We start from the raw sequence: 4,954 nt of genomic DNA on the forward strand, positions 1-4,954 counted from the left end.
CGCACCAACGGCGCATTGCCGACGATCGAGGTCGTCGCGTTCTTGAACCCCTCGGAGAACAGGTTGATCACCACGATCCCCGAGAACAGGTACACGGCGTAGTTGGGCAGCCCGCGATCGAGATCCATGAAGATCCCGAGCACCACCCAGAAGACGAGGAACTGGGCGGCCGGGCGTACGTACGACCAGGTCCATCCGAGCACGGAGTTGCGATACCGGGTGGTGACGCCGGTGCGCACCAGGAGGTTCAGCAGATAGCGCCAGCGCACCACATCGATGAGCCCACGGCTCTTGCCGGGGGTTTCGAAGTCGGAACGCGGGACGGCGGCGAAAAGATCTCGGGTATCAGTCACAGGCCCACTCATTCGGCGACGGCGACGATGGCCGCCTCGATCTCTGTAGTTTACGACACGTGACCTGAAGGCTCCGGTAGCAGCGAGGCGTTCGTTCGGGCCTCACCGCGTCGGGGGCCCGATGCGATCAGCCAGCCACCGCCGGTAGGCGTCCGTGGATACCGTGGCCCAGATGCCCGTATCGGGCGCGACCTCTCTGACCGAGGGCTGAGAGATCTGGTCAGACGCTTCCAGTCGTCGCACGGCCTGAGCGACCGACGAGATGCGCGGACCGAAGGCATCGCCGATGACGCTCGCCGAGAAGGCGCTGTCGCGAGGGATCACGTGGCACCCGAAGGCGACCGCCTCGAAGAGCACCGTGCTCGCGACCCCGATCACGGTGTGCGTGTCGGCGAGAGTCGCGTACACGTCGGGGGCTTCGTCGATGGAGATGCCGGGGTGCGCGGCGATGCGCGGATACCGCTCGTCGACGACCTCACGCTCGCCCGGATGCGGCCGGAACACGACACGCCAGTCCGGACTGAGAGCGCCTCGGAGCTCCTCCACGAAACGGTCTGTCTCGTCGGGTTCGGCGCGCGAGGAGATGACCAGGAGCTGTCGCTCGCGGACGCGCGGGGCCGCGGTCGCCAGACGCTCGAGATGCGGCTTGCCTATCGCCGTCTTCCGCGCGGGGATCGTCACCCCCTCCGACCAGAACTCGCCGAACGTGAGCAGCTCGTCCGGCAGAGCACGACGCAGCGCAGGATGCTCGAAGGCACGACCGTAGTTGTATGCGGCGTGAGAGGGTCCGATCCAGCCGTGCTGGGGCTCGGCGACGTAGGCGCCCGCATCCTTGAAGACTCCGACCGTCTCTCCGTTGTACGTGTACGACGCGGTGTCCATGATCACGACCCGCGGCCGCACCCGTCTCACCATGCGGCGCAACTCCGCCAGCTCGTGCGGACGATGGGCTTCCGTGCGCAGCACACGACGACGGATGCCGCCGATCTGCGAGGGCTGGAGGTCCAGCTGCTGTGCGAAATATCCCAGAAGACGATCGATCGCCGCCACCGTGGCAGCCGGCGGCGCATAGCCCCGCGCCCAGAGTCGCGCGCGGGCGGTGGTGGGTTCCATGCTGAGGGTCGGGCGGAACGCGGGCGGGCCCAGCGGTGACGGAAGCGGGCGACGCTGCACCACGAGAGCAGACGGGGTCGCCTCGGCGAAATCGTCCACCAACCAGTTTCGGGTTCGTCCTCCGGCCGAGGCCACGGTGCCCCCACCGACGTAGAAGAGGACGTCGTGCCGCCTCGCGCGCCGGGCGGCGTCGCTGCGATTCGGGAGGAACGCCTTTGCGAGCCGCCTCGCCTCTCCCCAGCGGGTCCAGTTGTCCGTCTCGACCGCGACGCTTCCGGTGACGCTCTCGGAGAGAGCCCAGGCGATCTGCATCCGCACCTGGGCCCAGAACGGCACCGTCGAGCCGGGAAGGATCTCGAACAGCTCCGCGGGCTCCGCGTCCTCGAGATCGAGGATCCGACGCATCTCCGGCGTCGTCTTCACGGACGGCCCGCGATCGGCGGCTGTCACAGATCCTCCCGCTGCCCCATGAGCCACTCGACGATGCGGAAGTCGAACTCGCTGTCGACGTCGATCGAACGCTCCGCAGGCATCTCGTACAGGATCGTCGAGGGGAAGAACACGACCTGGTCCTCGAGCAGCGCTTCTCTGCGCCACACGTAGATCGATCCGTTCATGTCGAAGCATCGGGGTGCGTCCTGCCGGCGCAGGACCGCGTCGCCGGGAGTCTTCGCGACGGCCACCGTGCCGTCCGGCTGCTCCTCGACGAGATTGAAATACGGGTTGCGTCGAGCTTCGGCTCCCGTGATCACCGAGGCGACATCCGCCTGCTCGAACATCTCGACCGCGGCGCGGATGTCATCGACGGTCCGCAGCGGACTGGTGGCGTCCAGGTCGACGCAGACGTCGTAGCGTTCCCCGGTCCGCTCTTCGGTGGAGCGCACGGCATGCGCGATCGCCGGCACCTTGCCCGCGGTGTCGGTCGCCATCTCGGGTGGCCTGGTCACCACACCCGTGGCGCCGAAAGAGGGGGCGAGTGCGAGGATCTCCTCGGAATCGCTCGAGACGACGACCTGGTCGAACAGCCCGGTCGCGACCGCCTGGGCGACGGAGTGACCGAACAGCGGACGCCCTGCAACCACGCGCAGGTTCTTGCCCGGAACCCCCTTCGAGCCCGCGCGGACCGTGATCGTGCAGATCCTCATCGTCTACTCCGTTCCCACGCCTGACGCGCGCGTTCGAGATCTTCGGGGCGACCCACGTCGATCCACTCCTCGTGGATCTCGAACGCGCCCACGTGCCGGCCGCCGTCCATGAGCCGAGCCAGCAACGTCGGCATGTCGCAGTACTCGTCGGCGACCAGCGTGTCGAGCGCGAGGGGTTCGAGCACATAGATCCCGGCACTCACGAGCTCGCTGTGGTACGGCTTCTCGGCCAGCGCCACGACGCTGTCACCGTCGCGGCGGATGACACCGAAGGGGATCTCGAAACCGTACTCCCGTGCCCCGATCGTGGCCGCGGATCCGGCGCCGCGATGGAAGGCGAGCATCCTGCGCAGGTCGACCTGGGTGAGCAGGTCGGAGTTCATCACGACGAAGGGCTGATCGATCTCGCTCGCGAGCTGCGCGAGAGCGCCGGCGGTGCCCAGCGGCGCGGGCTCGTGCAGGTAGGTGATCTCGAGCCCGTGCGCCTCGCCGTCTCCGAGGTGCTCCTCGATCAGATGGCCGAGGTGGTTGACCGACACATGGATGCGGCGGAAACCCTGCTCGCGCAGCCTGCTGAGGATGATGTCGATCATCGGAACGTCGCCCAGCGGCACGAGCGGCTTGGGGATGTCCTTGGTGATCGGATACAGGCGCTGCCCGCGTCCGCCGGCCATGAGCACCACGGGTGTGGCTATCGCGGTCGAGATGCGATCCCGCTCACCGACCACGTCGACCATCCGCCCGCTCTCGTCGACCACGGCGACGACACGGATGCCGCGACGCCGCTTGATCGCATCGACGTCTTCCTGGCTGGCGGTGGGCGGCACGACGGCAGGATCGAGGTTCATCACGGATCGCACCGGGTCCTCCAGCGCAGAGCCGGAGATGAGCCCCCGGCGGATGTCGCCGTCGCTCACAGCGCCCACGAGGACGCCGTTCTCATCTTCGACGAACACGACCTGCAGACCACCACGATCGAGCTGCAGCAGCGCGTCGCGGATGCTGGTGCCCGGCGTCGTCGAGAGGAACTCCCGATCTGTCATGGCTGCTCATCCTTCTTTCGCATCGGTCGCGCGGGGACGCCGACGACAGTGGTCCCGTCGGGGACGTCCGTCAGCACGACGGCGCCCGCTCCGACGGTCGATCCCGACCCTACCGTCAGTCCCTGGAGGATCCGCGAGCCCAGACCGATGTGCGCTCCCTCTCCGACTCGGACGTCGCCGGCGAGCACCGAACCGGGTGCCAGGTGTGCGTGGTCGCCGATCACCGCGTCGTGTTCGACGATCGCCCCCGAGTTGATGAGCACACCGTCACCGATGACAGCCCCGGCGTTGACGATCGCCCCGGCCAGCACCTGTGCGCCGGCCCCCAGGCGCACGGAGGGATCGACGAACGCACGTGGGTGCACCACCGTCTCCACCGTCAGCCCGCGCGAGACGGCGAGGCGGTGCATCCGCGCCCGGGCCCCGACCGCTCCCAGTCCGTTGACGATCGACGTCCGAGCGGGGTCGAACCCGTCGAGCAGCTCGTCGCCACCGAGGTGAGGGAGGCTCAGATCTCGGTCGGCAGTGTCCGGTCCGATGAATCCGCGCACCTCCTCGCCCGAGAGCGTCAGCGCTGCGAGCACGGATCGTGCGTGGCCGCCTCCGCCGAGGAGGACCAGATCACGCATCGATCAGATCACCCCGACGATAGCTCTGCACGGCCGTCGAGCCCACGACCTCCCAGTAGTCGAAGGAGGTCCTGCCGCTCGCGGGCCGGAAGCAGGCCACATCGAGTTCGGTGAAGACGTCGCCTGCCTCGATGTCGCGTGTCGCCACGAGGCTGCGACGGACGACTGCGCGGTTGCCCTCCTCCACCGGCTGGCAGTGCTTCTCGGCGGAGCCGAGCATCACCGGCACCCGGCGGATGTCGGCGACGTACCGGTGAAGGCCGTCGGGGTCGAGGGAGGCGGCGTGGTCCGGCCCTTCCGCCTCGACATCGAAGGTGAAGTGCTTCTCGACGACCGTCGCACCGAGGCCGACGGCGAGAACCGATGCGAGAGATCCGAGAGAGTGATCGGAGTATCCGACCCGGTGGCCGAACTCCGACGCGATGGTCTGCATCGCGCGCAGGTTGAGGTGCGAGTCCGCGGCGGGATACTCGGTCGTGCAGTGCAGGATCGTCACGTGGTGCGCGAACTCGACATCGGCGTCACGCATCTCCCACGCGCGGTCGAGCACGTCGCCCGAGAGCCGCGCGTCGCGCTCGAGACGTCCGTGAGCCTGTGCGACGCCTGCCGCGATGAACCGCAGGGCCCGATCTATCTCCGTGAGCTCGGCCATCCCGGTGGACAGGACCACG

At 68.2% G+C, this 4,954-nt stretch carries 6 protein-coding genes; all 6 read right to left on the minus strand.

Annotation, left to right across the window (positions count from 1 at the left end):
* Positions 1 to 353 (minus strand): ABC transporter permease (locus tag J7E68_RS16960; protein WP_396652520.1); only part of this gene is annotated, 353 nt, incomplete at its 3' end.
* Between the two features lie 102 nt (positions 354 to 455).
* Positions 456 to 1,889, minus strand: a complete 1,434-nt coding sequence (locus J7E68_RS16965) for a hypothetical protein (protein WP_215174562.1) — start codon at positions 1,887 to 1,889, stop codon at positions 456 to 458.
* Between the two features lie 23 nt (positions 1,890 to 1,912).
* Positions 1,913 to 2,611: an acylneuraminate cytidylyltransferase family protein gene (locus tag J7E68_RS16970; protein WP_215174564.1), complete on the minus strand. Its 699-nt coding sequence runs from the start codon at positions 2,609 to 2,611 to the stop codon at positions 1,913 to 1,915.
* Entirely contained in the window at positions 2,608 to 3,654 is a 1,047-nt protein-coding gene (locus tag J7E68_RS16975; protein WP_215174566.1) for a nucleotidyltransferase family protein, read from the minus strand. Before J7E68_RS16975 ends, J7E68_RS16970 begins: the two co-directional genes overlap by 4 nt.
* A complete protein-coding gene (locus J7E68_RS16980; protein WP_215174568.1) occupies positions 3,651 to 4,283 on the minus strand; it encodes an acetyltransferase in 633 nt (210 codons plus the stop codon). Before J7E68_RS16980 ends, J7E68_RS16975 begins: the two co-directional genes overlap by 4 nt.
* Positions 4,276 to 4,954 (minus strand): N-acetylneuraminate synthase family protein (locus J7E68_RS16985; protein ID WP_215174576.1); only part of this gene is annotated, 679 nt, incomplete at its 5' end. The genes J7E68_RS16980 and J7E68_RS16985, both read right to left, overlap by 8 nt.

It is taken from the genome of Microbacterium sp. ISL-103 (assembly GCF_018613995.1).
GTDB lineage: Bacteria > Actinomycetota > Actinomycetes > Actinomycetales > Microbacteriaceae > Microbacterium.

What these genes read in the sequence shown, in the direction of transcription:
- J7E68_RS16980 (WP_215174568.1), bottom strand. Translation starts at nt 4,283, where the DNA reads ATGCGTGATCTGGTCCTCCTCGGCGGAGGCGGCCACGCACGATCCGTG.
- J7E68_RS16975 (WP_215174566.1), bottom strand. Translation starts at nt 3,654, where the DNA reads ATGACAGATCGGGAGTTCCTCTCGACGACGCCGGGCACCAGCATCCGC.
- J7E68_RS16970 (WP_215174564.1), bottom strand. Translation starts at nt 2,611, where the DNA reads ATGAGGATCTGCACGATCACGGTCCGCGCGGGCTCGAAGGGGGTTCCG.